The organism is Candidatus Tisiphia endosymbiont of Hybos culiciformis (assembly GCF_964030975.1).
Lineage (GTDB): Bacteria > Pseudomonadota > Alphaproteobacteria > Rickettsiales > Rickettsiaceae > Tisiphia.
The window spans coordinates 591,048-615,781 of sequence record NZ_CAXIQH010000001.1 but is presented as its reverse complement, the minus strand read 5'-3'; the positions used below and the strand labels follow the sequence as shown (position 1 = coordinate 615,781).

Here is a 24,734-nt window from a genome sequence, read left to right as displayed (position 1 = left end):
AATTATGAAGAAGTTAAATATGAAGAAGTTATTTTGTTTAGTTACCATCATCTTTAACATAACTATAGCGAAAGCAGAATTATCCAACATAGTTGCATTAGTTAATAATGAGCCAATTACCTTACATGAATTTCTAGCTAGAAAACATATGATCATGGCACTTAATAATATTCCTAATCCTGATCCTAAAACAAACAAACAGCTTGATAAGATGGCAATTAACAGCATGATTGATGATGTATTACTTTATCAATCAGCAAACGGTAAAAAAAGTTCTGATAGTGAAATAAATGACTCTATAGAAACCATCGAGCAACGTAATAAAATGGAAAAAGGGCATTTAATAAAGTTTTTGAAGAGTAAATCTGTAGATATAAATAATTTTAAATTTCAAATAGGTGCCGAAATTATCAAAATGAACATTTTATCTAGTATTTCTAGATCAGTTGCTATTAGTGCAAAAGAAGTTAATGATATAATATTAGCGACAGATTCAAAAGATGCAGAAATATCAGCACAGATTTTTACTTCAAAAGATAAAGATGACAAAGCTTTGCATAAGATGTGTGATTTACAAAAACGTCTTAAAAATTGTTCTGATATCAAAGAATCCTTATACCAAGATTTTGCTACATTAGAGGTAATTAATCAAAATCTAAGTACTCTAGATTCTACGCTGCAAACAATTATCAAAGATTTAAATACAGGAGAAAGAAGCAGTGTTTTCGAGATGCAAGATGGATTTAAATTAATCTTAATGTGTAACAAGCAGATGATTAATGTTACTAGCGATGAAAATAATTACGTAGTAAATCTGTTAACTAATAAGAGAATGTCACAAAAAGCACAAAAATACTTTGATGATATGCGTAAGAAAGCATATATTAAAATAATGCTTCCTTTGTGATCTCAAATAATTTGAGTACCTTACCTTCAATTGCAAAGCATGCTAGCAAACATGGTATTACTCCTATTAGGAAATATGGTCAGAATTTCATTTTTGATAGTAGCCTGTGTGATAAAATAGTTCGAGTAAGTGGACTGAAGGAACATGATTCTGTCTTAGAAGTTGGTCCCGGTACAGCCGGACTCACTAGAGCTATCCTTTCCTGCAACCCTAAATCTTTAACTGTCATTGAAACTGACGTTAGATGTATACCTTTACTTACGGAAATAAGAGAACTGTCTCCTAATCTACATATTATTCATTCGGATGCTGTTAAATTTGATCTATCAACCTTAAATCATAACAAAATGACTATTATTTCAAATTTACCTTACCAAATAGGTACAGAGTTAGTCATAAAATGGTTAAAAAAATTACCATTAATAAATAGCATGACTTTAATGCTGCAAAAGGAAGTTGTAGATCGAATATGTGGTAAAGTTGGGACAAAATCCTACGGAAGATTATCAGTAATATGTCAGTTACTTTGTTCAGTTGAAAAATGCTTTGACGTTAATCCGCAAGCTTTCTACCCTGCACCAAAAGTCCACTCGGCTATAGTTAAACTTGTGCCTTGTAACAATAATGCATTAACAGCTGGATTAATTGAAAAAGTTGAGTTAATCACTAGACTAGCATTTGGTGAACGACGTAAAATGATTAAATCATCTCTGAAAAAACTAACGTCACGCATAGAAGATTTGTTAGCAGAATTAAAGATTGATAATTCTTCTCGAGCTGAAAATTTATCCCCCCAAGATTATTTATCTTTAGCAAAATCATATTCAAATGAATCACTATATAGCTAACCCAACTAAATTACTCCGTCTATTAGCGAGAAGTAGCGAAGCACTACGAAACAATTGTAAGGTTTCAACGTCATTGCGAGGAGTGCGTGAGCCGACTAAGCAATTTTTTGTCATCCCTAGGCAGGTATCTAGATTCCCGCCTTACACGGGAATGACAGAATGGTGCGGGAATGGCAACTTACAATTTTGTGTCATCCCCTGCAAGGTTTAACTTGTCATCCCTGCGAAGGCAGGGATCTTAGATCCCCGCCTACGCGGGGATGACAAACGTTATCCGACTAAAACCTTCTCGGGTTAGCTATATAATAGACTTCCTGAATAAGTCAATCTAGTTGGTGATTTTGGCGTCGAAACTCGCCTCCGCTCCTCACGTACGTCTATGTACGCTGCGGTACTCGGCTTCGTTTCTCCTAAAAATCCCGAGGGCTTTTTTGACTTATGCAGGAAGTCTAATTACTATTATAGGAAATTATGATGAGAAAATATTGTTTCAAAATTGATAAACTAATTCGTGATTTAGTCCCAGGAATTATGCGTTCTCGTGGTGTTTTAGTATTTGAACGCAGTATGAAAGGAGATGAATATATCCAGCGTCTTAAAGATAAATTGTTGGAAGAAGCACAGGAAGTGATTGATGCAAAAACACCAGATGAAGTTTCTGAAGAGCTAGCTGATTTGCTGGAAGTGATTTATGCATTAGGCAAAGAACACAACTTGTCGATGGAACAAATTGAAGCAAAGCGTCTTGTTAAAAAGCAGCAAGATGGTGGTTTTGATAATCGTATTTATGGCTCTTATATAGAAATGCACTCTGATAACAAAGATATTGGTTATTTTTTAGCTAGACCAGAAAAATATCCTGAAATAAAATTATCTGATATGAAATAATTTCTTTGACTTATTCGTTACATATCCTATCGAAGTTTTTTCATAGAATCTAAAGTAGTTTCTAAAATCATACTTGCTGCAATTGAATCATCTTTTTGGTTACGTTCTCGTCTTCTGACCCCTAATGATTTTAGTAGGTTATTGGCAGCAAGGGAAGTAAGTCTTTCATCTTGTAGATATATAGGAAGATTTGTTGCAAAGCTTAATTTTGTGCTGAATTTTAGCACAATTATAGTTTGCTCACTAGATTGACCATTCATACTAATAGGCAAACCTATAACTATACCACAGATGGAATAAGTTGCGACCAAATCTAATATTGACTTAATCTTATTTTCTTCTATCGTTTCATGAATAGTTTTTAGCGGCATAGCGATGGTCTGTTCTTGATTTGAGATAGCAATGCCTGTTTTCCGCATTCCATAATCTATAGCAATAATTGATCTATTAGCTTGTAAAAGCTGAAAAAATTCTTGCAATGCTGCTATTATCATGATACCTAAATTACAATTTATACAAAGTACGTGTTTATTATGTCAGAGCTAATTCAAAAGCATATAGATAGTAAATTAATAAAACTATCTTTAGTTTTTGCCCTTATTTATTTCATATTTTTTAATTCAGTAGTTTCTTGTTACAAATTCAGTTACTACAAGGTAACTTTTTTGAAAGCGATATTGGAGTTGAGTAAAGAGTTTATATATATTTACTTTACTTGTTTTATCATTTTTTTTGGTTTAACTATCCATCGGCTTGTTTTTATAATTGGGACGATATTTTTATTTATAACGGGGGCAGTTGCCAGCTATTACCTATATTTCTTTAAAATTTCTCCTACAAAAGAAATGATGGGTAGTTTTTTCTCCACCGACTTGAATGAACTATACGAGATAGTCAGCATCAGGTTAATTATATGGTTAGTTTTTAGTTTGTTTAGTTGTGTTTATACAATGAAACACTTCGCCACTTTAAATAGTAAACTATTTGTCACAAAATTACTATCAGCAATTTGTCTTTTAATTGCTGTTAATAATATTATTACACCACAGTTTAAAGTTCTAGATAGTTATTTTCCTATTCAATATCTACATAATACATATTTATATTTCTCTAATAATAGCAACAAAAATAGCATGCGTGAGGATATAAGTAAGAAATTTTCTTTTACCGATCAATCTGATCAAAATATTATAGCCATACTTGTTATAGGAGAAGCAGCACGATTTGATCATTTTGGTATTAATGGTTATTCCAGGGATACTACGCCATATTTAGGTAATATTGAGAATCTTTTTTCATTTAAAGCACAATCTTCATCTAATCATACATGTATTTCAGTTCCATCTCTTATGTCTCGCCATCCTGCTAGTGATTTAGACAAAATCACAGAAGATACAAGTTTTATATCAATTTTTACCAGCCTTGGTTTTAATACTAATTGGATTGGCACTCAGAATTTGCGACAATCTTTAAAAAGGAAAAACCCATCTACAATTTATGATGAGGTTCAGTTTAGCATAATACCTGGTGGCTCTGCTTTGTTAAGAATGCATGACCATGATGAAAAAATGTTACCTTATATTAAGAATATTTTAAATTCTACTACTAAAGGTCTTTTAGTTATTCATACAAGTGGTAGTCATTGGCAATATTCTGCTAGATATCCTCAAGAATTCGAAAAATTTACTCCTAAGTGTAATTCCACTATTATGGTAGATCAAAGCACTTGTGATCTTGAAGAGTTAGTTAATGATTACGATAACACTATTTTATATACTGATTTTTTTTTGTATAACATGATAGATTTATTAAAAAATAGTAACGCCATTCTAATGTATGTTTCTGATCACGCTTAATCTTTAGGAGAGCATGGTTATTATGGTCATGGTGGACCGATGATCCCAGAACAAACCACAATACCTTTTTTAGTTTGGGTATCGGATGAATTTAAAAAAAAACATCCTGACTTGGTGAGTTCTATAGCTAATCATTTAGGTACTGAAATTAGTCATGACTATGTATTTCATTCGATTCTTGATTGTGCTGGCATCCGTTCGCCAGTGATTGAAAAAAATTTAAGCCTATGTGCTAAGAAGTCATATGACTAAAATTTACCTAATTGCTGGTGAAATATCAGGAGATTTTATAGGGGGGCGTTTGATACAAAACCTAAAAAATATCTATAAATTGGAGGAAATGAAATTAGAACTCGTTGGTGTTGGGGGAAGCCAAATGCAAGAGGCGGGATTGCAGCATAGCCTTTTCCCGATTAGTCAAATAAATCTTATGGGCTTCGTCGAAATTATACCACATATTTTTAGGATCACTAAGCTAATCAAACAAACTATTGACGATATTATTCAGCATAATCCAGATTTATTAATTACTATAGATTCACCAGGCTTTACTTATAGAGTGGTAAAGAAGGTTCGAGAAATTAGACCTAACTTAAAGACCATGCATATTGTTGCCCCATCAGTCTGGGCGTATAAACCTTCCCGGGCTATGAAATATGCCGAAATTTATGATTATTTGTTGGCTTTACTACCATTCGAGCCACCATATTTCCAAAAAGTTGGGCTAGATTGTCGATATATTGGTCATCCAATATTAGAGCAGTATTTTTATGAGGATAAAGATAAACAACAATTAAAACGGGAATTACAAATACCTATTCTTGCAAAATTATTATGTGTCACTTGCGGTAGCCGCAAAGGTGAAATAATAAGGCATGCACCTATCTTTATAGAGGCAATTAATTTGCTAGCAAAGCAGTTCTCCAATCTTCAAGTGATATTTGTCCTTGCTGATCCTAGCCACCAATCTTTAATTGAATCATTTTTATCAGATGCAGTATTTAGCTACCATTTCTCAAGTGACAGACTTAAGATTTTTGCTGCATCTGACCTTGCTCTAGCAAAATCTGGTACTAATACTTTAGAAATTGCTGCTTGTAACACGCCAATGGTTGTTGCTTATAAATTAAATATCGTAAGTTTTTTTCTAATAAAATTATTAATAAAAATACCTTACATTTCTTTGATTAATATTATTGCTAATAAGGAGATTTTACCAGAATTAATTCAATTTAACTGTACTAAATCAAATATAGCAACAAGGCTTACATCACTGTTAGTTGATAAAGAAAAAGCAGATGAACAAGTAAAAGAAAGCCAAAAAATCTTAATGGAATTAGGTTGTAAGGGATCTAACTCTCCCTCAAATGTGGCTGCTCATATTATAAAAGATTTATTGCAATGACACCGGTTATTTTCCAACAGCTTTTAAATTGTCATTATGACTGCTATAGTTATGCCTATAGGATTAGGTGATAAAGAACATAACTATTGTAAGTTGTCATTCCCGCGTAGGCGGGAATCTAGATACCTGCTTTCGCAGGTATGACACAAAGTTTGTATCACCTAATTCAATAGGTTTCACTGTATCAGCATGACCACAACAAAGCTATTTATCTTTTTATAAAAAATCTATAATAAACACTTAGTGCTACCTTGGTTTTGAGTTATAATTTATATTGCTGTTAAAGAATATAGGGCTGTCTTTACATCGCGTGGTTCCTATGGTACACTGACAATAAGCTGTCTAGGTTCTTATAGCTAGCCCTTTTGTCATTGTGTGTGAGGAGCCACTTTAGTGGCGACGAAGCAATCCTGTTTTTTGTCATCCCTGCTTCAGTGCGGGATCTAGATTCCCGCCTACGCGGGAATAACAACTTACAATTACTTCGTCGACCTTATGGACTCCTCGCAATGACGTTGTCTGGCGGGCTGCTTTTACCTGGACACTAGTGTGCGTTTACATGGATGACACAAAATAGGCTTGCTTCGTCGTTCTACGGTCGTCTTCGCAATGACGGAGTAATGCTAATGGGGTTAGCTATAAAACAAACAACAAATAGTTATAAAAATATAATATTTATGAAAGAACATTTTAAAAGAACCATTACTGGCATAATGTCAAGCTTATTATTTTTTCCAACTTTGGTAATTGCTAGAGATTCAAAATATCCAGAAAGCGAACAAGAAAGAAAGATGGAGGAAATGGGTTCGATAGTTGGAGGAGAAGGTTTGATATTTAGACCAGGCAGAATCAAAAATGAGTCTACAAAAACCGAACTAGGTAATATCAATAAATATTTATGGCAAGCTTCTATAGAAACCTTAAATTTTGTACCTCTTGCTTCAAGTGATTCAATAGGTGGAGTTATTATTACTGAGTGGTATAGCCCAAAAGGAAAAACAGATTTCCGATTTAAAATAAATATTTTTATAAAGGATAACGTTATTAGTCCGGAGGCAATTCAAGTAAGAATATTTGAACAAACACTTAAAAATGGTCAATGGCTAGATAACTACACTACGCTAGATCTAGCTAATAACATAGAAGATAAAATTTTACGAAAAGCTAGAGAATTATATATTAGTACAGAAAGAAAATAATGACACACTTACCCTACATTTTTTATTTTGTAGTGAAAGTGTAATTCGACATAATGTGCCAATTTAAGAGAAAAAACCTATCTCTAACTGTAGCGGCTCGCTTTCGAAATGGTATTGGCTTGCTTTCATTGTAAAAACCGGCTCAAATTAAATGACTTTCAAAATTCAATGTGGCTCGCTTTAATTGACCGCGAAAAATATCTAGCTCAAATTAAATGATTTTATAGTTTCCTTCGGCTCACATTATTTGACATTATCATTTGACAATCTCGTTAATTTTTTTGATGGTAATATGGTAGATAATTAGATATAGTTATGCTCATAGGATTAGGTGATAAAGAACATAACGATTGTAAGTTGTCATTCCCGCGAAGGCGGGAATCTAGACACCTGCTTTCGCAGGTATGACACAAAGTTTGTATCACCTAATTCAATAGGTTTCACTATAAAAACGTTCATTATTTTTAATTTAAGCAGACATGTGAAGTAATATTTTAATATGGGAAACATCAATATTTTTTTTGGCATTCCAAATATCGTACTGTTGCTGAAGATTAAGCCAGTATTCAGGGTTTGTGTTTGGAAATGCTGCAGATAAACGAATAGCCATAGAAGAGCTAATGCTAGATTTTTCGTTGATCAGGAAGGATAAAGTTTTACGGGTAACTCCAAGCGATAGAGATGCCTCAGTAACAGTTAAATTTAAAGGTTCTAAATATAATTCTTTTAATATACTACCTGGGTGTGGGGGATTGAACATATATACCTCGCTTTAATGATAATCTAAATAATCAACGTCATGTGCATCTCCATTACTAAAACGAAATATAAGACGCCAATTACCATTAATTTTAACTGACCAGAAGTCTTTCATATTACCCTGCAACTTGTGCAGTCCGAGTCCTGGTAAATTCATGTTTTCTATCTTAGTTGCAGCCTTTAAGTTAGCCAGTAACAGCCTAAGTTTTTTTATATGATCACTTTGTATTCTTGTAGTATCGCCATTATTAAATAAATTGTTTAGACCTTTATGGCTGAAAGTTTTGATCATATCCTAAATAACCTTACCTTACTATAAGTGTAACATATAACGTTATAGTTATCAAGATAATTATCTGGCATTTTTTAAAGATTATATTGAGTTCAGTTTTTACGTAAAACTATAATTAGAAGAAAAGCTAATTGTGTTGTTAATTTTATAATTTTTATTATAAAATTAACAATGAGTTTATGATATAGTTATGCTCATAGGATTAGGTGATAAAGAACATAACGATCGTAAGTTGTCATTCCCGCGAAGGCGGGAATCTAGATACCTGCTTTCGCAGGTATGACACAAAGTTTGTATCACCTAATTCAATAGGTTTCACTATAGCACTTAACATATATGTTCATATTAGAAAAAGATATTTTGTATTTGAGGCAAGTTGTAGAACATTAAAAATAATAGACCTCCTTCGAAACTCGCTTGTACGCAAGGGTATGAAGGAGACACTTCGTCTCGAACCGCAGCGTATTCTAATGTACGTGAGGATTCGAGTGCCACAGCTGTCGAAAGTTAGAAGAGGAAGCGGTTTTAGATAATGAGCTTTAAAAGTCGTATGTGGTCAACGTCATTGCGAGAAGACCGTAGGTCGACGAAGCAATCCATAAAAGTAACCAAAAATGGATTGCTTCGTCGGCTCATGCCTCCTCGCAATGACGTTGGTTATTTTTTCGCAACTTTCAAACTACCATGATGACCTCTAAAGCCTCTCTACCTTCCAACTTTCGACAGTTGTGAGGGAGCTAGATTCCCGCCTACGCGGGAATGACAATGTAGGGTAAGATGAATTAATTAAAGTACTTACGTTCTTTAGTTACTGTTTCATCTTCACTAGATGGTTTATTATTTTGCCATTTTTTAGCAGACTCACGTTTATTACTATTATTATCAGTGTTATCTTTATAATGTTCAGATTTATGATTAGTCATAACGTCTGGAGTAATGGTAGCATCAATATTTTTTATGGTTAATTTAGCTTTGCCTTTATTGTCAAAACCAATAAGTTTGACTTTTACTATATCACCATGTTTTAAAACACTAGATACAGACTCAATACGTTCTTTTGATATCTCACTAATATGGATGAATCCATCACGATTACCTAAATAATTGATAAATGCTCCGGAGTCTAATATTTTGACAACAGTTCCATTGAATATGCTACCAATTTCAGGCTCAATGGCAATTAACTTAATCTTGGCGATTGCCATATCTAGCTTCTCTTTGCCTACCGCAGAAACAGTTACATTACCATCATCACTTATGTCAATTTTAGCTGATGTTGTATCACAAATTTCACGGATTACTTTACCGCCAGCTCCGATAACATCTCTAATTTTGTCTTTATCAATTTTAAAGCTATGAATACAAGGGGCGTGTTGGCTGATGTTGTTATTGGTTTTATTAATAGCCTTATCCATTTCTTGTAAAATATGAACACGACCAAGCTTTGCTTGAGCTAACGCATGTTTCATTATTTCAAATGTTACGCCAGATATTTTAATATCCATTTGTAGGGCGGTTATGCCTTCCGTGCCACCAGCTACTTTAAAATCCATATCTCCAAGATTATCTTCATCGCCAATAATATCAGATAAAATTACAAACTTATCGCCTTCTTTTATCAAACCCATAGCAATACCCGATATAGGAGTTTTGATCGGTACTCCAGCATCCATAAGAGCCATTGAGCTACCGCAAATAGTAGCCATGGATGATGAACCATTACAGGCGGTGATTTCTGACACTACCCGAATGGAATAAGGAAAATGTTCTTTAGTTGGCAACATGCGGTTAATGGCTCTCCATGCTAGTTTGCCATGACCTATTTCTCTGCGACCAGGAGCCCTTACTGGGGTGGCCTCTCCTACTGAATAAGGGGGAAAAATATAGTTAAGCATAAAACGCTCTTTATATTCGCCATCTAAACTATCAACAATTTGTTCATCTTGACCAGTACCGAGTGTAGTAACTACTAAACTTTGTGTTTCTCCTCTAGTAAACAAGCTTGAGCCATGTGTTTTTGGCAGTATCGCTACTTCGCAAGCTATATTTCTTATATCTTCAGGTTTTCTACCATCTATACGGATATTTTTCGTTAATACGTCTTGACGCAGTATTTCTGATTCTACTTCTTTAAGAGCGAATTCAATTTGTGAGTTAGTGAGATTATTATTAGCAATATCTTCTGCAAAGTGCCGCTTAATTGTATCATGAATTTGTTTTACCGCTAATAGTCTTTCTTGTTTTAATTTTATAGCAAAAGCATTTTTAATATCTTCTTGCACTATGCTGCTAATTTGTTCTTTTAAGCTAGTAGGAAATAACTCGGTAGGCTGTAATTTAGGCTTCCCAGCAATTTTTACTAAATCATTAATCAACTCAATTACAGGCTGCAATGATTTGTGACCAAATTCAATAGCTTCTAGCATTTGTTCTTCGGATAATAAATCGGCTTCAGACTCAACCATCATAACTGATGTATCAGTTCCTGCCACTACTAAGTCCAGTTTACTAGTTTTTAACTGGTTAAATGAAGGATTTAGGATGAATTTATCATCTACCAAACCAACTCTACTGGCTGCTACTATATGTTGGTAGGGTGCTGCAGATAAAGCTAATGCAGCTGATGCTCCGATAATTGCTAATATATCACTATTACACTCAGGATCGTATGAAAGAACAGTACAAATTACTTGGGTTTCATTAAGAAAAGCGGGATGGAATAATGGTCTAATTGGTCGGTCGATCAAGCGTGAGACAAGTACTTCTTTTTCTGAGCCTTTTCCTTCTCTTTTAAAAAACCCCCCAGGTATTTTACCAGCAGCAAACGCCATTTCTTTATAATGGACAGTGAGAGGAAAGAATCCTATCCCTTCTTTAGCTTCTTTGGCACTTACGGCAGTGCATAATAAGACAGTCCCTCCCATTTTTACCATAACTGCTCCATCAGCTTGACGAGCAATTTTACCAGTCGTTAATTCAAGTGTTTTCCCACCTAATTCTATCGTTTTAGTTATTTCTTCAAACATTCTTTTTCCTTATTTAATTAACAAAAAACCCGGCTAATTCTTTGATTTTTTAGCCGGGTTTTATTTTATTTTCTTATTCCTAATTTATTAATCAACGACAAATATCTGCTTAAACTTTGTTTCTTGATGTAATCTAATAATCGACGCCTACGACCAACTAACATTAACAATCCTCTTCTTGAGGAAAAATCTTTGTGATTAGTTTTAAAATGCTCTGTTAAATTGCTGATTCTTTCAGTTAGAATTGCACATTGCACTTCACTAGAACCAGTATCATTTTCTTTAGTAGCATATTCTGTAATTAATTGTTGCTTACGCTGTGCTGTAACCGACATCAGTAATCTCCATGTTTATTTTATAGGTTAAATACTCGTAAAGAATTAAAGCAATTTTCACTCAAGCTACCAATTGCTAATAGAGAATCTTGATATCGAATCCAAACTAATTCAATAGACTTCCTGCAAAACTCTACTTCAGCTGGTAATTTGGACAATGATGCGGTACTCAAATCCTCACGTATACTAGAGTATGTTGCGGTTCTGCGTTCCGGGTTTCCTTCAAATCCTTGCGCATAAGTGACTTTTGCAGGAAGTCTAATCCTTTCAAGACAATCAAAATAGCATTTCTGACCATAAATAATTTTTTTAGCTTGGTCAGTAGTAGCATCAAGTACCAGGATGTCGTCCAGTACTGCTTCAATCTTTATACTTTTTTCTTCAAGGAATTTCTTTGTTCCTTGGCTTTGTATATCAAGTTCTGATAATTTAATAGCATTGCATGCTGTAAATATTCCAACCTTAGTACGCTGCAATTCTAACACAAATGCTAAACTTTGCAAGGATAAAGCAATATCTTCTGCTAGAGTCCTTACATACGTTCCCTTAGAGCATTCTACTTGATAAGTAGCTTGATTATTTTGGTGGTTAAAATTAACACATTCTAGATTATATATTTCAATATTCCTAGGGGTTAATTCTACTGCCAAATTTTCTCGTGCTAATTTATAAGATCTAATACCGTTAACTTTTATAGCAGAAAAGGCAGGGGGGCGTTGTTTAATTGTCCCTATGAATTTTTTACAGATATTATGGCAATCGGCTTCATTAGGAGTATGATCAGTAACGCCGATTACTTTACCCGAGGCATCTGCTGTATCAGTTTGTTTACCAAACTGTACGGTAAAAATGTAAGTTTTCCTTGCATCCACCAGAATTCGTACTAACTTTGTTGCTTCACCAATTGCTAAAGGTAATACACCTTCTGCTTCAACATCCAAGGTTCCACAATGACCAACTTTAGCTCCTGCAAGGTTTCTCTTAACTATAGCAACAAGCTTTGCTGAGCTGATGCCTTTAGGTTTATAGATATTAAGCCAATAATTAGATTTCCTACAAAACTCTACTTCTGCTGGTGATTTGGACAATAGAGAGCCTTCAAATCCTTGTACATAAGTGGTTTTTGCAGAAAGTCTATTATTATGATGAAACATTATTAGCATTCCTTATAGTTAATTAGTTATCTCCGACAGTTTCCTAGGCTCTTATATCTTAAAAAAGTGTTATAAGTAGTTATAAGAGGGTGACTTGATAGGCTCTTGACTGTGAAATAGTTGTATACAGAATAAGTACCTTCTTACAAGGTTTGCTTTAAACAAATTGCAGAAGGTGCTGGAAGCAGCAGCCTTGCACAATAAGATGAAGGAGATTATATCATGAGTAAAATAATAGGTCTAGATGTAAGTAAAAAGACGCATTTAAATTAGCATATTATGGAGATAAGATGCAGCTTTCAGCTAATTATGTATATCAAGTTGAATCAGAGACCTTGAAGAGATATAAGCAAAGGCAAGAAGATTTAGTTCTAATGTTGAGTAATGAAAAGAAGAGGCTACATCATAGTATAGATGGCATTGAAAATCTACTACAAGCCAGCTTTAATGCTGGTGATCCGCGATTACTGCAATTCAGAACCCAAGAAGCTTTATATAAGCAGGCTTTTGTTATCTCAGAACAAATAAAACACCTACTATTCAATAGAGTCAATAACAAAGGTGAATTTAATGTGCCTATGGGAACGTACAAAAATCCAGCAATAGTTGATGAGACAAATATAATAGCTTGTAGTAAATTGCTACAAAATATTGATAGCAATGATAAAGCAGAATATATCATTAAGAGCTTTGAAGGACTAAGATTGCAACCATATTATTGCCCGGCTGGTTTAAAAACTATTGGCTGGGGGCATGCGATAAAAGAGTACGAGCAACAACAAATGTCTGATGGTATATCACGAGAACATGCTGACTATAGTGAAACCTATTGAATTAGGTGATATAAACTTTGTGTCATACCTGCGAAAGCAGGTATCTAGATTCCCGCCTTCGCGGGAATGACAACTTACAATCGTTATGTTCTTTATCACCTAATCCTATGAGCATAACTATAGCGAATATGTCAAAGAAATTTCTCCCAGACTGTTTAAGCTTTATTAAGATTCCGGTGATATTTATTAACTAAGATTTATTTTTCACTTTTAATATTGTTTTTTCTTGCTATCATTAATAGCCAGTCTATTGATGATAAAAAAATGATAGGGTATCCACAACAACAAACAAGTTTAAACAAAGAACAAAAAGAAGCTGTGGGGTTACTATCAGGCTCTGTCCAGAAAAGTGTGTAAATTTCCAAAATAGGTCATTAAATTTTGTTAAGCCTATCTTCAAATTTGATCATCAAATGAGCCATAGCTTCATTCCAGTTGGGAATAGGCATAGTCCATTTTTTGGTCATATAGTCAATTGTCAAATATAAGCTTTTAAAAACAGCACTATCACTAGGGAAAACGCGCTTATTATTTGTTACTTTACGCAATTGACTATTAACAGATTCAACTGAATTAGTGGTATAAATTACCTTTCTAATTGCCTCTGGATATCCTAGAAAAATCATTAAATTATCCCAATGATTATACCATGATTTGGCAATTTGTGGATATTGTTTATTCCATTTTTCTTCAAAATATACTAAAGCTAAATGTGCTTGTTCTTCCGTTGCTGCAGTATATATCGGCTTTAAATCGCTAGCCACCTGCTTCCTATCTTTATATGATACGTATTTTAAACTATTTCTAATCTGATGTACAATACATAATTGATGTTCTGTTTTTGGATAAACTGCTTCTATCGCCTCAGACATACCAGTAAGATTATCACTACAGGCAATCAGTATATCCTTTAATCCTCTATTTTTCATTTCAGTAAAATTACCAAGCCAAAATTTTGCCCCTTCATTTTCACTGATCCATAATCCCAATATATCTTTTCTACCAGATAAATCAATCCCTAATGCAACATATATTGCCTTGTTAATTATCCTTTTGTCTTGCCTAACTTTTACTACTAAACAATCAAAAAATACTATCGGATATATCTCTTCTAACGGTCTACTCTGCCAAGCTTTTACATCATCCATTACATCATCGGTGATCTGACTGATTAAACTCTCACTTATTTCAACACTATACAACTCTTGTAATTGAACCTTAATATCAGATACACTCATACCTTTAGCATATAATGATAAGACTTTATCATCAAAACCATCAAAACGTTTTTGTCTTTTCGGTAGTATTGCTGGTTCAAAGGTACTACGCCTATCTCTTGGTACTTCTATCTCAACCGCTCCATGTTCGGAGATCAGTTTTTTGCTAGTTATACCATTACGAGCATTATCATTATCTACACGACTGTATTTATCATAGCCTAGATGATTATTCAATTCTGACTGCAATGCCTTCTCTATCAAGCGTTTGGTCAATTCTTTTAATAATCCTCCTTCTTTCAGTATTGTGCTTACATCTGTATCATTATCTATTAATAAATCTACTGCTTGCTTTATTGATTCATTTGTTTTTTTATTCATGTAATTTCCTTTTTTGTTATATTTTTATATATAACCTATCTCGAAATTTACACACTTTTCTGGACAGAGCCTACTATCAATAGGAACCTTCCTTGAATATTTTGATTTGATGATATATGTTCACATGGCGGTATTTCTTAATGAATTATTTTTTCCCAAAACTGATCCACACACTACTGCTTTGTATTCTGCAAGTGCTTTTTGTGCAACTTACATACTTAGACCATTAGGGGCTTTAATATTTGGATGGATAGGTGATAATATAGGGCGTAAGCCAACAGTTATCATCACAACTTTCATGATGTCATCCGCTTGTATTGTTATGGCTAATCTGCCTACTTACGAACAAATAGGAAGTGTAGCGGCTTGGGTAGCGATTATCTGCCGGGCTACTCAAGGCATGTCTTCAATGGGCGAAATAGTAGGGGCGGAACTTTATTTAACTGAAATGCTTCAGCCACCAATACAATATGCAAGTGTTGGATTGATGGGGGCTTGTGCTGTCCTCGGAACGTTAGCTGCTTTAGGAATTGTCTCATGTGTTGTTTCTTATGGTATTAATTGGCGTGTAGCATTTTGGATTGGTGCCGTAATCGCATTTGTTGGTTCTGTTGCAAGACAAAAACTTAGAGAAGCCCCAGAATTTGCCGATGCCAAACGTCGAATAAAAAAAGTTTTTAAAAAAACTAATACAGACATAAATATTTTACAAGACGATCCCATTTGGCAAGAAAAAGTTAATAAAAAAACTGTAATAGCTTTCTTTTTATTACAATGTGCTTTACCGCTATGTGTTTATTTTATTTATATATATTGTGGTAATATTTTAACAACTCGCTTTGGTTATACATTGCCCGAAGTGATTCAGCATAATTTTATTGTCTGTCTAATAGAACTATTAACCATATTGATATTATGTTATCTAAGTTTAAAAGTGTATCCATTATTAATCATAAAAATTATACTGCTAGTATTTTCTGTTTTTATGATATTTTGTCCGTATTTATTGAATAATCTTAATTCTCCTGATCAGTTATTTTTTGATTCAATTCTTTATAGTCTTATGGAAGCAATGCTTAGACCCAGCTACTCCCATTTGTTTAAAAAGCTTTCCTATATTTAAACGTTTTACCTGTGCTAGTATAACATTTGCTGTATCTCGTGCTATGATATATGTTATTAGTGCTTTTGGTTTTGTCTACCTTATAGAGTGTTTTGGCAATTGGGGAATATGGGTTATTATGATTCCGACAATTATCGGTTTTGCTTACGGGTTATCTCATTTTGAAAATCTGGCAAAATCAGCTAAAATCATTCGCTCAAAAAACTGTATAGTTTAGGAGACTGTCGGAAGTGGCTTATAGTCAATAGATAAACTTTGGTAACATAGATTGATTAATTGTTGCTCGGCTGTTGGTATTTCCAAGTAGAAACAACGAGTTATAAAATATCCTATAGTTTCCTTAACTATCTTCAGTGCTTTTTCCGGTGATTTAGCTCCTAGTGTTTGCAAGTTATGAATGCGATCAAATAATTTAATCAATAGCACGTCAAATCTCTTTTGTTGAGATAATAAATCCAAAGTCTCTTTGGAGCTAATCTTGCCGTAAGGTTTGACCCTTGTTAGAGCTTCCACTTGGCTAGCAACGTTACTCCCAAAAATTCGAGCAATCATCTCTTCAGTAAGGGTTGTATCTTCGATCGTGTCATGCAGTAAACTGGTAATGATCATGTCAGTTTTAAACAATGGCTGAACTTCTTGGGCTGTGTATTCCGCAACCATGTAGGCTACTTCTATTGGATGGGAGTAATAGGGATCGCCGGATTGTCGCATTTGACTACCATGATATTTCTTAGCGTAATAGATAGCTTTGATAATTTCTCTGATATCTACTGGATCAGTTGCTTTGTTATTTAGTAAAATCAATTTATTAAGTAACTTATCAGAATATTCACAAGATTTAAATTTTTTCCACCAATTTGTAATATCTTCCATAAAACACCTCCCCATTATTTTAATTGTACATTAAATTAAACTAATATTGCCAATGATTTTATTATATTTTTTAAGAATTATTTTGGAATTTATGCCAAAGATTTTCAATCGCCTGCTCATAGCTAATGAGTTCTGATATAGTCCAATTAAATTGGTTAAAAATATCATAGGCGTTATTTATTTCAGTATTAATAGCAACTGTATTAAGTCTCTCCTCATAGAATAACTTTCTTAGTTTTTCTTCCAGCGTCTTTTTATATTCCTCATGGTTGGCGGTGCCAGATTCTGCTATATCATGCATCGTTCTAGTTCGTATTTGTATTTCTATATTACGGTCACAGATGTCAGCCATAACTATGAGATGCAAAGAACGATAACCATTATCCTTAGGATTAGCAATATAGTCTTTAGTCTTTCCCATTTTAACAGAGTATGTATTGTAAAGAGTAATCAATAATTTATAACAGTCATATTGTTTATTAACTATAATCCTAAGACCAATTAGGTCAGTTAATTCTGTCACAGTGATATTCTTTCTTACCATCTTCTTTAAAGTAGAATAAGGGTCTTTTAGTCTGTACTGTATTTCAGCGACTACATCATTTCTACGCAGGTTAGCACTAATATTAGCTATAATGTTACGTAAATCGTTAGTAGTAGTACCTTGCATAATTTATTATATTCTCTACTCAGAATCTTTGATGCTAACAAGTAATAATTAGCTTGTCAATTATCAGTAATTATTATTTAATGAAAATTAATATTTTTATATCTTTACAAAGCATTATATTACTATTAACATAACTAAGTATAAGTTTATAAGCCAACAAATTCTATCAGGGCTATAGGATAAATTGCTTGATTTTATTATCTGCTGAGACATGACTGCATTCGATTTTTTTGTTGTTATGTAGTTATGCCCATAGGATTAGGTGATAAAAACATAACGATTGTAAGTTGTCATTCTTAGCAACGGCGGGAATCTAGATACCTGCTTTCGCAAGGTTAACACAAAGTTTGTATCACCTAATTCAATAGGTTTCACTATATCATTAAACGTTTTCTGAATATCATCCATTGTCACAGTAGATATTTTTATTTTATAATAGTCTTGACCATATAGCTCCATTTTAGCAATATCAGACTTCCAGCCCTTATTCTTACGTTTACAGTGTTCTTCAATATATTTATCAAAGAATTCTTGAACGGTTAAATTGGTTAGGTATTTGATTTAATATTGATGCAATCTTAGATTAATTATCATTAATAAAAATGAACTTATAATAACTGGGTGTTTCTTAAAAGAATTAACCTATTTTTATAGTATTTTTTTAAGTAAGTTTTCAAGGATTTCCCCCAATTCTCATGATAAATTGATCAACATATTAGTTGAAATATTTCTTAAAATTAGAGAAGCAAAGTTTATGAGTACTAAAGTTTTAAGAGTATAACACAATAACGGGGATAGTATCGTTGTAAGAATGCAAATTTTACCTTGCACTTCTCGCAATGACCACCTGGGGTCTCAAGAACTTATTCGGGTTAGCTATAAATTACATAATTCATATAAAATTAAATATTTTTTTACTATTCTACTTAGTGCTAGCAATCTTATAGTATATATTAACTATTTATATTGCACCAAATCTAAGAACATGAAATATGATAAACCCAATTTTAAAACAATTTATAATTATTTTACCTGAGATAATGCTGACCTTATTGGCGTTACTTACTCAGCTATCTGCAGTATTATTTAGTAAGAAAATTAGAATCATCACTAATATTACAATATTACTATCGATTGTACTTTTTTTTGCTTGTGTGCAGAGTGAAGCAATAGCCTTTAATAATTCCTTTGCCACTAATAGTTTTACTGGTGCTTGTAAATCTTTTGTTTTACTTTTTTCAGTAATGACCATGATAATTTATAATGATTATTGTAAAATCACTAATGAAAATTTTAAAACGGAGTTTATAACTTTAATACTACTTTCGACTGTTGGTATTTTTGTTACTATATCAGCCCGTAATTTTTTATTGTTATTTGTGGCTATGGAATTGCAAGCATTAGGAGCTTACGTACTAGCTGGCTTTAGTTTGCATAATATTAAATCATCAGAAGGGGCGTTAAAATATTTCATTCTAGGTAGTTTGATTAGTTGCCTAACATTATTCGGGATATCCTTTATTTACGGATTTGGTGGTAGTTTAGATTATAGTAATATTCTACAAAAATTAAATCAATCACCGCAGCCAAATATTGGTTTAATAATTGGCTTAGTACTTTTTTTAAGTGGTATTTTCTTTAAATTATCTAGTGCTCCTTTGCATGTTTGGACGCCAGATGTATATGAGGGGTCGCCAATTTCTTCAGTTAGCTATTTTGCTGCTGCCACAAAAATTGGCAATGTAGTGGTATTATTAAATATAATAACGATGGTAGTTGGTGATTATAAACAAATTTCAGTTGATTTAATCAAAATAACGGCAATTTTGTCGATGTTGGTTGGGGCAGGTGGAGCTATTAGACAAACCTCCCTCAAAAGGCTAATGGGATATAGCACTATTCTAAATATTGGATATGTTTTGATGGGAGTTGCTTTGCATAGTGATCAAGGTAGTATTGCTGCATTAATATATATGTTTATTTATGCTGCTTCTGTCACCGGCTTTTTTGCCTGTTTAATTGCTCTGTTGGGGAAAAAAGCCGATACAGCAAATTTTGATGATATTAAAGGTCTTGCCTCTAGCCGTAAGGCTTTAGCTGGTGGGATTGCGGTTATCATGTTTTCAATGATTGGCATCCCCCCGCTGGCAGGATTTTTTGGTAAATATTTGATTTTTTATCAGGCTATTATAGAGCAGCAATTTACTCTGGCATTTATAGCTATTGGCACGAGTATTATAGCAGCTTATTATTACCTAAAAATAGTCAGGTCTTTGTACTTTTTTGAAGCAAATAAAAGTTTGCAGCCAGATTTAATACCAACTCATCAAGGATTGAAGTTTATCAGTTGTCTTGTTATAGGATTTCTCTTATTTTATTCTCTCTTGATCTGATGAGGTAATTTAATGCAGGGCAGTTTAAAAATTGTAGGAAAAATAGTCAGCGTCATTGCGAGGAGCCACTTTAGCGGCAATGAAGCAATCCTAGGAAAGTGATTAGAAATGGATTGCTTCGTCGGTCTTATGACCTCCTCGCAATGACGACTTGAACTTTATGAGGTAATTATGTCTTGGCAGAAAAAATATAAGCTACTAGTGTTTGATGAAATAGATAGTACTAGCTGTGAAGCTATTAGGATGGCTAAGGCTTGTCCTGATGGGAACTATGTAATATTGGCAAAGAATCAAACAAAATCGCGTGGAAGAAATAGTAAAATTTGGCATTCTAGTCTAGGAAATTTGTATGTTAGTATATTATTAAATCATCAGATTGATCTTACTTATATCCCGCAATTGTCTTTTGTTATGGCTATTGTTGTTTATAAAACCATTAATTCTTTGACTACTAGATCAGGAAATTCTATCAAATTAAAATGGCCGAATGATATTTTGATAAATGACAAGAAAGTATCTGGTATATTGCTTGAATCTATTAGTATAAATAACAATAATTATCTTATTATAGGTATGGGTGTTAATATTAGAGAAAGTCCTTTAAATATCGATCAATTGGCAACCAATTTATCTGATGAAGATATAGAAGTAAAAGATCCAGAATATTTATTAGATCTTATGATGATTAATTTTGAAAAATATTTTAGTAAATGGAAAGAACAGGGATTTAGCAAAATAAGACAATATTGGCTTAAAAAAGCTTACAAGCTAGGCGAGATGGTTAGCATAAATGATGGAAACACAAAAACCTCAGGAATTTTTAAAGATATAGATGAATATGGTGGCATAAGAATTCAGCTTGATAGTGGGAAGATAGCTACTTTACTTAGCCCTGAGATATCGTAACTGGAGTAAAGTCATCCTGAACTTGTTTCAGGATCTGTTACAATGTGATAATATAGTGAAACCTATTGAATTAGGTGATACAAACTTTGTGTCATACCTGCGAAAGCAGGTATCTAGATTCCCGCCTTCGCGGGAATGACAACTTACAATCGTTATGTTCTTTATCACCTAATCCTATGAGCATAACTATATCTAGATCCTGAAATAAATTCAGGATGACTCAAAACGTTCTAAGATATCGTAGTTTCTTGCTTATAGCTAGCTGATTAGTCATTGTGAGGAGACCATGAGGTCGACGAAGCAATCTAAATTTAATCATTTTCTGGATTGCTTCGTTGCTACTAAAGTAGCTCCTCGCAATGACGTTAGTTTACTATGGATAAATACTAACTTAGTTAGCTATACGTAGTAACATTAAGTTGTTGATAAAATTTGATAGCTTTGTTTAAATCTTCTGCTGTATCAACAGAAATGGGGATATTGTTAACATAACATATCCCTATAGACATATTATTTTGCAAGGCTCTTAGTTGTTCTAGTTTTTCGCTTAATTCTAAAGTTGAGGCTGGTAAGTTTATGAATTTAGTTAATGCTTCTTTGCGGAACCCATACATTCCTACATGATATAGAAATTCTTCAGCACCGTGTGGAATGAGGCTACGAGAAAAATACAGAGCCTTATCATTATGGTCAGCAATAACTTTGACATTACTCTGACCATTTACTGCGTCTATACCGACTTTTACCACTGGGGTCATAATATCATGGCTACTGGACTTTAGGCTTTCAATAACTTTGATAATTGATTCCGGCTCAATAAAAGGCATATCACCTTGGACATTCAGGATATAATTAATATAGTGATTATCTGGTATTGCTTGAAATGCTTCGTATACACGTTCGGTACCAGTTTGGCATTCTGGGTTGGTCATAATGAATTGTCCACCACAATCAGTAACTTTTTTAGCTATAGTTTCTGAATCAGTTGCCACATAAATATTTTTTAACTTTGTTAAATGTACTTGCTTAATAACACGCTCAATTATTGACAATTCTCCTATAAGTTGCAGAGGTTTCTTCGGAAGTCTTACTGAATCAAGTCTTGAAGGGATAATAATTGCAACATCAGAATGCATAAGCTACCATATTAAAGATATTTATCAAAATAATTGTTGACATGATAGGCTTTTTAAACGATAAAGTAAAGCTTATTAGACATGGTTCTTAAGACATAATTTGTCTTTAAGTAGTATTGTTTAGGGCTCGTAGCTCAGCTGGTAGAGCACTTGACTTTTAATCAGGTTGTCCCGGGTTCGAATCCCGGCGAGCCCACCACTTCAGGGTACTTAGCCCCTTAATCATACCTGGATACCGCCAATATTTAAAAGGTGAAGGTATTAAGGGTTTGTAGCTCAGCTGGTTAGAGCACACGCCTGATAAGCGTGAGGTCGGAAGTTCAAGTCTTCTCAAACCCACCATTCGTAAGTATTCTTTATGAATCTTGAGAATAGTATAATTGATCAATTAAGCCATAACAAGCTAGCTATGTACTGGCTTAGAAATGGTATAATCTCGCTTGCTCTTGCTGGGGTGTATTCAATAATATTGGTAATGCTCCGTACTCCAATGTTAGTTAACCTATTTCCCAATACAGAAATCTTTAAATCAGCTTTGGTTATTCATGTTAATTTATCAATCCTAGTTTGGTTGATATCTGTTACAGCATGTATTTGGAGCTATAATTTACAGCCGACGACTTCCATTATAACATATGTAATATTAGCATTTTTTGGCACTGCACTAATAGCTTTGTCACCACTTTGTGGACAAAATTTTCCTATAATGAATAATTACATACCAATGCTGGAGAATATAATATTTATTCTCGGAATTAGTTTATTTGGTGTGTCGGTATTATTATTTTCATCAAATGTCATCCTAATCGGGATAAAAAACCTAAAAAATCATAAATTGATTGATTTTACCATCCTCTCTACCGCAATAATGTGGGTGTTAGTATGGGTATGTTTTATTTGCTCTTATTGTCAACTACAACAAGTTATTAAACTTGTGCCAGTCGATATAGAATTTTACTACGAATTGCTTTTTTGGAGTGGCGGGCATTTATTACAATTCCTTTATACGCAAATTCTGATATTAGTTATGACAATGTTATTCCATGCTTGGATAGGAAAAGAATTAAGATTTAACAAACTGTATCTGGGGTTATTATATTTAAATTTTGTGATAAGTATTGCAGCTATTTGGGGACACTTATCATATGATATTATAGATGCTGAATTCAAAGAATATTATACTAAACAAATGAAATATGGTGGCGGGATAGCACCAACTTTGTCTTTGGTAATAATGTTTTATGAGCTAGTTACAGCTAACTGGATTAGCATTATGCCAAATTTACATACGTCATTGCGAGGAACCACTTTAGTAGCGACGAAGCAATCCAAAATAGCGATTAGAAATGGATTGCTTCGTCGGCTTACGCCTTCTCGCAATGACGTCAGTTTACTATGGTTAAATACTAATCGGGTTAGCTATATAAAGGCAAGCATAATTTGTTCTAGCATATTATTTTTGTCTGGGGGATTTATTGGCATGTTAATCACTGGTATGAACGTCACTATTCCTGCCCATTACCATGGTTCAATTGTTGGAATAAGTGTGGCATTTATGGGTTTTAGCTTTCTTTTATGCGATAATTTATGTGATAATAAACAAAAGAAAAATTCATATTCTTCTGCAGCAATTATTACTTTAACTACCGGACAAATGCTACATATTATAGCTCTTCTTTTTGCTGGTGGCTATGGGGTGATGCGAAAAACACCGGGTGTAGAAATGACTATTAGCAGTAAGTTACTGATGGGTGCAATGGGAGGTGGGGGACTGATTGCTATTGTTGGTGGCTTGATGTTTGTTATTATTTGTGGTAAAAAGATGTTGTTGAAATAATTAGCAGAATAAAAGTAATGACCTTGAAAAAACCTACTATAGAAGAAGCCCAAGAGGCAGTTAAAACTTTATTACGATTTATTGGTGAGGATCCAAATAGAGAGGGGTTACTAAAAACTCCTGATAGAGTAATAAAAACTTACCAAGAAATGTTTTGTGGGTACGATAAAAATGTAGAAGAAATATTATCTACTAAGTTTTATGAGATTGGTAACTTTCAGGACTTCATTTTATTAAAAGACATAAAGTTTAATTCTTTTTGCGAACATCATTTATTACCAATAAATGGTACGGTTGATATAGCTTATATACCAGATAATTGTATAATAGGTATAAGTAAATTTGCCAGAATAGTTGATGTTTTTGCAAAAAGACTACAGATTCAAGAGAAAATGACAGTACAAATTGCTGAAACATTACAGGAATATATTAAGCCTATGGGTGTTGCGGTCAGGATTTCTGCATTACATAGCTGTATGACTCTTAGAGGCGTTATGCAAAATGATAGTATTATGAATACTATGCATTATACTGGCATATATTTAGAGCAGCAAAAATATCGCCACGAATTTTTAAATATTATTGCCAAAAAATAATCAAAGCTATAGCTAACAATTTTTCAAATAATTTGCATATATCTATTAGTGTAGTTAATTTTTATGATATATTGCTTATGTAGCTAACCCGTTAAGGTTC

Annotated in this window: 29 protein-coding genes, 2 tRNA genes and 1 pseudogene; 19 read left to right on the top strand and 13 right to left on the bottom strand. The window is 33.4% G+C overall.

Annotated elements, in window-relative coordinates; genetic code table 11:
• The first annotated feature begins 19 nt into the window (after positions 1-19).
• The 4 genes from ACQH2P_RS03255 (at position 20) to ACQH2P_RS03240 (ending at position 2,643) form a co-directional block, all read left to right on the top strand.
• Positions 20-907 carry a SurA N-terminal domain-containing protein gene (locus ACQH2P_RS03255; RefSeq protein WP_425364093.1) on the top strand — a complete coding sequence of 296 codons (888 nt, stop codon included), beginning with the start codon at positions 20-22 and terminating at the stop codon, positions 905-907.
• An 11-nt stretch (positions 908-918) separates the two neighbouring features.
• On the top strand, positions 919-1,755 hold the full coding sequence (rsmA, locus tag ACQH2P_RS03250; protein ID WP_425364092.1) for a 16S rRNA (adenine(1518)-N(6)/adenine(1519)-N(6))-dimethyltransferase RsmA: 837 nt from the start codon (positions 919-921) through the stop codon (positions 1,753-1,755).
• On the top strand, positions 1,736-1,966 hold the full coding sequence (locus tag ACQH2P_RS03245) for a hypothetical protein (protein ID WP_425362982.1): 231 nt from the start codon (positions 1,736-1,738) through the stop codon (positions 1,964-1,966). Before rsmA ends, ACQH2P_RS03245 begins: the two co-directional genes overlap by 20 nt.
• Before the next feature lie 263 nt (positions 1,967-2,229).
• On the top strand, positions 2,230-2,643 hold the full coding sequence (locus tag ACQH2P_RS03240) for a nucleoside triphosphate pyrophosphohydrolase (RefSeq protein WP_425362981.1): 414 nt from the start codon (positions 2,230-2,232) through the stop codon (positions 2,641-2,643).
• Positions 2,644-2,669: 26 nt separating this feature from the next.
• Here ACQH2P_RS03240 and ruvX read toward each other — a convergent pair whose 3' ends face one another.
• Positions 2,670-3,137 carry a Holliday junction resolvase RuvX gene (ruvX, locus tag ACQH2P_RS03235; protein WP_425362980.1) on the bottom strand — a complete coding sequence of 156 codons (468 nt, stop codon included), beginning with the start codon at positions 3,135-3,137 and terminating at the stop codon, positions 2,670-2,672.
• A gap of 39 nt (positions 3,138-3,176) precedes the next feature.
• On the opposite strand from ruvX, the pseudogene ACQH2P_RS03230 reads away from it, so the two are divergent.
• From ACQH2P_RS03230 to ACQH2P_RS03210, 5 genes and pseudogenes are all read left to right on the top strand, one after another.
• Positions 3,177-4,751: pseudogene (locus ACQH2P_RS03230) on the top strand (phosphoethanolamine transferase).
• Positions 4,744-5,904 carry a lipid-A-disaccharide synthase gene (gene lpxB / locus ACQH2P_RS03225; RefSeq protein WP_425362979.1) on the top strand — a complete coding sequence of 387 codons (1,161 nt, stop codon included), beginning with the start codon at positions 4,744-4,746 and terminating at the stop codon, positions 5,902-5,904. The pseudogene ACQH2P_RS03230 and the gene lpxB overlap by 8 nt, the downstream one beginning before the upstream one ends.
• Before the next feature lie 67 nt (positions 5,905-5,971).
• A complete protein-coding gene (locus tag ACQH2P_RS03220; protein ID WP_425362978.1) occupies positions 5,972-6,097 on the top strand; it encodes a hypothetical protein in 126 nt (41 codons plus the stop codon).
• Positions 6,098-6,617: 520 nt separating this feature from the next.
• Positions 6,618-7,103, top strand: a complete 486-nt coding sequence (locus ACQH2P_RS03215; RefSeq protein WP_425364091.1) for a DUF3576 domain-containing protein — start codon at positions 6,618-6,620, stop codon at positions 7,101-7,103.
• Between the two features lie 331 nt (positions 7,104-7,434).
• Positions 7,435-7,593, top strand: coding sequence for a hypothetical protein (locus ACQH2P_RS03210; protein ID WP_425362977.1), 159 nt, complete (start codon positions 7,435-7,437; stop codon positions 7,591-7,593).
• On the opposite strand, the gene ACQH2P_RS03205 is transcribed toward ACQH2P_RS03210, so the two are convergent.
• Both ACQH2P_RS03205 and ACQH2P_RS03200 read right to left on the bottom strand, forming a co-directional pair.
• Positions 7,573-7,863 (bottom strand): HigA family addiction module antitoxin, encoded by a 291-nt coding sequence (locus ACQH2P_RS03205; protein WP_425362976.1) that lies wholly within the window; start codon positions 7,861-7,863, stop codon positions 7,573-7,575. The two genes, ACQH2P_RS03210 and ACQH2P_RS03205, sit on opposite strands and share 21 nt — an antisense overlap.
• Before the next feature lie 12 nt (positions 7,864-7,875).
• On the bottom strand, positions 7,876-8,154 hold the full coding sequence (locus tag ACQH2P_RS03200; RefSeq protein WP_425362975.1) for a type II toxin-antitoxin system RelE/ParE family toxin: 279 nt from the start codon (positions 8,152-8,154) through the stop codon (positions 7,876-7,878).
• A gap of 206 nt (positions 8,155-8,360) precedes the next feature.
• Between ACQH2P_RS03200 and ACQH2P_RS03195 the strand changes: the two genes are divergently transcribed.
• On the top strand, positions 8,361-8,687 hold the full coding sequence (locus ACQH2P_RS03195; RefSeq protein ID WP_425362974.1) for a hypothetical protein: 327 nt from the start codon (positions 8,361-8,363) through the stop codon (positions 8,685-8,687).
• Positions 8,687-8,842 (top strand): hypothetical protein, encoded by a 156-nt coding sequence (locus ACQH2P_RS03190; RefSeq protein ID WP_425362973.1) that lies wholly within the window; start codon positions 8,687-8,689, stop codon positions 8,840-8,842. The genes ACQH2P_RS03195 and ACQH2P_RS03190 overlap by 1 nt, the downstream gene beginning before the upstream one ends.
• Before the next feature lie 94 nt (positions 8,843-8,936).
• Here the strand turns inward: ACQH2P_RS03190 and pnp are convergent, their stop codons facing one another.
• The 3 genes from pnp to truB form a co-directional block, all read right to left on the bottom strand.
• Entirely contained in the window at positions 8,937-11,180 is a 2,244-nt protein-coding gene (pnp, locus tag ACQH2P_RS03185; protein ID WP_425362972.1) for a polyribonucleotide nucleotidyltransferase, read from the bottom strand.
• A gap of 65 nt (positions 11,181-11,245) precedes the next feature.
• A complete protein-coding gene (rpsO, locus tag ACQH2P_RS03180; RefSeq protein ID WP_250311643.1) occupies positions 11,246-11,515 on the bottom strand; it encodes a 30S ribosomal protein S15 in 270 nt (89 codons plus the stop codon).
• 20 nt (positions 11,516-11,535) lie between these two features.
• Complete coding sequence (truB, locus tag ACQH2P_RS03175) at positions 11,536-12,678, bottom strand: tRNA pseudouridine(55) synthase TruB (RefSeq protein WP_425362971.1); 1,143 nt, start codon at positions 12,676-12,678, stop codon at positions 11,536-11,538.
• A 281-nt stretch (positions 12,679-12,959) separates the two neighbouring features.
• On the opposite strand from truB, the gene ACQH2P_RS03170 reads away from it, so the two are divergent.
• Positions 12,960-13,502 carry a glycoside hydrolase family protein gene (locus ACQH2P_RS03170; RefSeq protein ID WP_425362970.1) on the top strand — a complete coding sequence of 181 codons (543 nt, stop codon included), beginning with the start codon at positions 12,960-12,962 and terminating at the stop codon, positions 13,500-13,502.
• Here the strand turns inward: ACQH2P_RS03170 and ACQH2P_RS03165 are convergent.
• Positions 13,467-13,601: a hypothetical protein gene (locus ACQH2P_RS03165; protein WP_425362969.1), complete on the bottom strand. Its 135-nt coding sequence runs from the start codon at positions 13,599-13,601 to the stop codon at positions 13,467-13,469. The genes ACQH2P_RS03170 and ACQH2P_RS03165 overlap by 36 nt on opposite strands.
• Before the next feature lie 275 nt (positions 13,602-13,876).
• Complete coding sequence (locus ACQH2P_RS03160; RefSeq protein WP_425362497.1) at positions 13,877-15,100, bottom strand: IS256 family transposase; 1,224 nt, start codon at positions 15,098-15,100, stop codon at positions 13,877-13,879.
• A 109-nt stretch (positions 15,101-15,209) separates the two neighbouring features.
• Between ACQH2P_RS03160 and ACQH2P_RS03155 the strand changes: the two genes are divergently transcribed.
• Positions 15,210-16,223: an MFS transporter gene (locus ACQH2P_RS03155; RefSeq protein WP_425364090.1), complete on the top strand. Its 1,014-nt coding sequence runs from the start codon at positions 15,210-15,212 to the stop codon at positions 16,221-16,223.
• A 213-nt stretch (positions 16,224-16,436) separates the two neighbouring features.
• Here ACQH2P_RS03155 and ACQH2P_RS03150 read toward each other — a convergent pair whose 3' ends face one another.
• From ACQH2P_RS03150 to ACQH2P_RS03140, 3 genes are all read right to left on the bottom strand, one after another.
• Positions 16,437-17,096 carry an HD domain-containing protein gene (locus tag ACQH2P_RS03150; protein WP_425362968.1) on the bottom strand — a complete coding sequence of 220 codons (660 nt, stop codon included), beginning with the start codon at positions 17,094-17,096 and terminating at the stop codon, positions 16,437-16,439.
• Between the two features lie 70 nt (positions 17,097-17,166).
• Positions 17,167-17,766, bottom strand: a complete 600-nt coding sequence (locus ACQH2P_RS03145; RefSeq protein ID WP_425362967.1) for a bifunctional (p)ppGpp synthetase/guanosine-3',5'-bis(diphosphate) 3'-pyrophosphohydrolase — start codon at positions 17,764-17,766, stop codon at positions 17,167-17,169.
• A 258-nt stretch (positions 17,767-18,024) separates the two neighbouring features.
• Positions 18,025-18,225: a hypothetical protein gene (locus ACQH2P_RS03140; RefSeq protein WP_425362966.1), complete on the bottom strand. Its 201-nt coding sequence runs from the start codon at positions 18,223-18,225 to the stop codon at positions 18,025-18,027.
• A 533-nt stretch (positions 18,226-18,758) separates the two neighbouring features.
• Here ACQH2P_RS03140 and nuoN point away from each other — a divergent pair.
• A complete protein-coding gene (gene nuoN / locus ACQH2P_RS03135) occupies positions 18,759-20,159 on the top strand; it encodes an NADH-quinone oxidoreductase subunit NuoN (RefSeq protein WP_425362965.1) in 1,401 nt (466 codons plus the stop codon).
• Between the two features lie 171 nt (positions 20,160-20,330).
• On the top strand, positions 20,331-21,065 hold the full coding sequence (locus ACQH2P_RS03130; protein WP_425362964.1) for a biotin--[acetyl-CoA-carboxylase] ligase: 735 nt from the start codon (positions 20,331-20,333) through the stop codon (positions 21,063-21,065).
• 27 nt (positions 21,066-21,092) lie between these two features.
• On the opposite strand, the gene ACQH2P_RS03125 is transcribed toward ACQH2P_RS03130, so the two are convergent.
• Positions 21,093-21,233, bottom strand: a complete 141-nt coding sequence (locus ACQH2P_RS03125) for a hypothetical protein (RefSeq protein ID WP_425362963.1) — start codon at positions 21,231-21,233, stop codon at positions 21,093-21,095.
• 227 nt (positions 21,234-21,460) lie between these two features.
• On the bottom strand, positions 21,461-22,201 hold the full coding sequence (locus ACQH2P_RS03120; protein WP_425362962.1) for a 3-deoxy-manno-octulosonate cytidylyltransferase: 741 nt from the start codon (positions 22,199-22,201) through the stop codon (positions 21,461-21,463).
• 123 nt (positions 22,202-22,324) lie between these two features.
• Here ACQH2P_RS03120 and ACQH2P_RS03115 point away from each other — a divergent pair.
• The 4 genes from ACQH2P_RS03115 to folE all read left to right on the top strand — a co-directional run bounded on the left by ACQH2P_RS03115 (position 22,325) and on the right by folE (position 24,634).
• A tRNA-Lys gene (locus ACQH2P_RS03115) sits at positions 22,325-22,400 on the top strand.
• A 66-nt stretch (positions 22,401-22,466) separates the two neighbouring features.
• Positions 22,467-22,543: transfer RNA gene (locus tag ACQH2P_RS03110), tRNA-Ile, on the top strand.
• Between the two features lie 16 nt (positions 22,544-22,559).
• The gene (locus ACQH2P_RS03105) at positions 22,560-24,038 is read left to right on the top strand and encodes a hypothetical protein (protein WP_425362961.1); all 1,479 of its coding nucleotides are present in this window, start codon (positions 22,560-22,562) and stop codon (positions 24,036-24,038) included.
• A 23-nt stretch (positions 24,039-24,061) separates the two neighbouring features.
• On the top strand, positions 24,062-24,634 hold the full coding sequence (gene folE / locus ACQH2P_RS03100) for a GTP cyclohydrolase I FolE (protein WP_425362960.1): 573 nt from the start codon (positions 24,062-24,064) through the stop codon (positions 24,632-24,634).
• The last annotated feature ends 100 nt before the right edge of the window (positions 24,635-24,734 follow it).

Excerpts from the sequence above, each read along its gene's own strand:
- ACQH2P_RS03255 (WP_425364093.1), top strand. The coding sequence starts at position 20 with ATGAAGAAGTTATTTTGTTTAGTTACCATCATCTTTAACATAACTATA.
- ACQH2P_RS03245 (WP_425362982.1), top strand. The coding sequence starts at position 1,736 with ATGAATCACTATATAGCTAACCCAACTAAATTACTCCGTCTATTAGCG.
- ACQH2P_RS03240 (WP_425362981.1), top strand. The coding sequence starts at position 2,230 with ATGAGAAAATATTGTTTCAAAATTGATAAACTAATTCGTGATTTAGTC.
- ruvX (WP_425362980.1), bottom strand. The coding sequence starts at position 3,137 with ATGATAATAGCAGCATTGCAAGAATTTTTTCAGCTTTTACAAGCTAAT.
- lpxB (WP_425362979.1), top strand. The coding sequence starts at position 4,744 with ATGACTAAAATTTACCTAATTGCTGGTGAAATATCAGGAGATTTTATA.
- ACQH2P_RS03215 (WP_425364091.1), top strand. The coding sequence starts at position 6,618 with ATGTCAAGCTTATTATTTTTTCCAACTTTGGTAATTGCTAGAGATTCA.
- ACQH2P_RS03205 (WP_425362976.1), bottom strand. The coding sequence starts at position 7,863 with ATGTTCAATCCCCCACACCCAGGTAGTATATTAAAAGAATTATATTTA.
- ACQH2P_RS03200 (WP_425362975.1), bottom strand. The coding sequence starts at position 8,154 with ATGATCAAAACTTTCAGCCATAAAGGTCTAAACAATTTATTTAATAAT.
- ACQH2P_RS03190 (WP_425362973.1), top strand. The coding sequence starts at position 8,687 with ATGAGCTTTAAAAGTCGTATGTGGTCAACGTCATTGCGAGAAGACCGT.
- pnp (WP_425362972.1), bottom strand. The coding sequence starts at position 11,180 with ATGTTTGAAGAAATAACTAAAACGATAGAATTAGGTGGGAAAACACTT.
- rpsO (WP_250311643.1), bottom strand. The coding sequence starts at position 11,515 with ATGTCGGTTACAGCACAGCGTAAGCAACAATTAATTACAGAATATGCT.
- truB (WP_425362971.1), bottom strand. The coding sequence starts at position 12,678 with ATGCTAATAATGTTTCATCATAATAATAGACTTTCTGCAAAAACCACT.
- ACQH2P_RS03170 (WP_425362970.1), top strand. The coding sequence starts at position 12,960 with ATGCAGCTTTCAGCTAATTATGTATATCAAGTTGAATCAGAGACCTTG.
- ACQH2P_RS03160 (WP_425362497.1), bottom strand. The coding sequence starts at position 15,100 with ATGAATAAAAAAACAAATGAATCAATAAAGCAAGCAGTAGATTTATTA.
- ACQH2P_RS03155 (WP_425364090.1), top strand. The coding sequence starts at position 15,210 with ATGATATATGTTCACATGGCGGTATTTCTTAATGAATTATTTTTTCCC.
- ACQH2P_RS03150 (WP_425362968.1), bottom strand. The coding sequence starts at position 17,096 with ATGGAAGATATTACAAATTGGTGGAAAAAATTTAAATCTTGTGAATAT.
- ACQH2P_RS03145 (WP_425362967.1), bottom strand. The coding sequence starts at position 17,766 with ATGCAAGGTACTACTACTAACGATTTACGTAACATTATAGCTAATATT.
- ACQH2P_RS03140 (WP_425362966.1), bottom strand. The coding sequence starts at position 18,225 with ATGGAGCTATATGGTCAAGACTATTATAAAATAAAAATATCTACTGTG.
- nuoN (WP_425362965.1), top strand. The coding sequence starts at position 18,759 with ATGATAAACCCAATTTTAAAACAATTTATAATTATTTTACCTGAGATA.
- ACQH2P_RS03130 (WP_425362964.1), top strand. The coding sequence starts at position 20,331 with ATGTCTTGGCAGAAAAAATATAAGCTACTAGTGTTTGATGAAATAGAT.
- ACQH2P_RS03120 (WP_425362962.1), bottom strand. The coding sequence starts at position 22,201 with ATGCATTCTGATGTTGCAATTATTATCCCTTCAAGACTTGATTCAGTA.
- ACQH2P_RS03105 (WP_425362961.1), top strand. The coding sequence starts at position 22,560 with ATGAATCTTGAGAATAGTATAATTGATCAATTAAGCCATAACAAGCTA.